This window comes from Streptomyces sp. NPDC000880, from assembly GCF_053599675.1.
Genome location: NZ_JBSFMS010000251.1, coordinates 1 through 1,094, shown reverse-complemented (window position 1 = coordinate 1,094; position 1,094 = coordinate 1). Strand labels below are relative to the sequence as shown.

At 68.9% G+C, this 1,094-nt stretch carries 1 protein-coding gene; it reads left to right on the top strand.

Translation table 11 applies throughout. From position 1 onward, the window contains the following. Nucleotides 1-522: 522 nt before the first annotated feature. A partial coding sequence (locus tag ACWDO5_RS35720; RefSeq protein WP_450534681.1) for a sodium:calcium antiporter occupies nt 523-1,094 on the top strand: 572 nt, incomplete at its 3' end.

Genomic DNA, 1,094 nt, shown 5'->3' with positions numbered 1-1,094 from the left:
TCCTCGTTTCCACCCGCGGGAAGATCCTCGGACCCGGCGCGTACGACCCCGCCGGGTCCACGCTGCTGGACGCCTTGCGGGACTGCCATCCACCGTCCCACACCATGCCCAGAGCCTCCAAGGCACTCCACGCGGGCACCGTCCATGGCCCCGGCGTATGTGCACCGCTGCTCTGCCCCCCATTGCCCCAGAGGTGAACGCCTCTGGCGCCACACCCTCCTCGGGACCTCCGCACACCTGACGGCCCGTCAAAGCTACTGGAGCACCATCCCGCGGGCCGGGGGCGGGCGGCCCATGCCGTAGGGTGAATGGCTGCGAAGGGGAGTAGCCCCGCAAACTGGTCGTCGACATGCTGGAACTTCACGGTTCCCGGTGGCCGGGCCCGTGCAGAGTCTGCCGGGCGGGCGAGACCTTCGGTTCCTTGTCGACGACGTATGCGCGTCGCGGGGCCGAGGTCGTACGCGTAGATCCCCGCGCGCCATCGCCTGGTCTCCCGCGGTGCGGGAAAGCTGGACGATCAGCGTGATCCATTTTGTGTTGCTCATCGTGTGCGCGGTGGCGATCTACCTGTCCTGTGAGTGGTTCGTCAACGCCGTGGAATGGCTGGGCGAGCGGCTGAACGTCGGGAAGATGGCGGTGGGCACCATCCTGGCCGCCTTCGGCACCGCCCTGCCCGAATCCGTCGTCACCCTGGTCGCGGTGACCACCGGCGCCGACGAAGAGGCCAAGAACATCGGCGTCGGCGCGGCGATGGGCGGCCCCCTCGCGCTGGCCACCGTCGCCTACGGCGTGACCGGGGCCATGCTCCTGCTGAAGCGGCGCACGGAGCGTCAGAGCGTCCTGGCGGATGCCGGTATGCCGCCCTCGCGGCCCGAGTCGGACAAGGTCCTGGGCAGCGAGAAGGACATGAAGCGCCTGGCGAAGGACCAGAAGTGGTTCCTTCCGATCTTCATCGTGAAGGTCGCCCTCGGCCTGGTCGCGTTCGCGTTCAAGCCCACGCTGGGTCTGCTGTTCTTCGCCGCCTACGCCCTGTACTTCTGGCGCGAGATACGCGGCGGCCACAACGACGACGGCGGCGGCGGCGGCGAGGACGA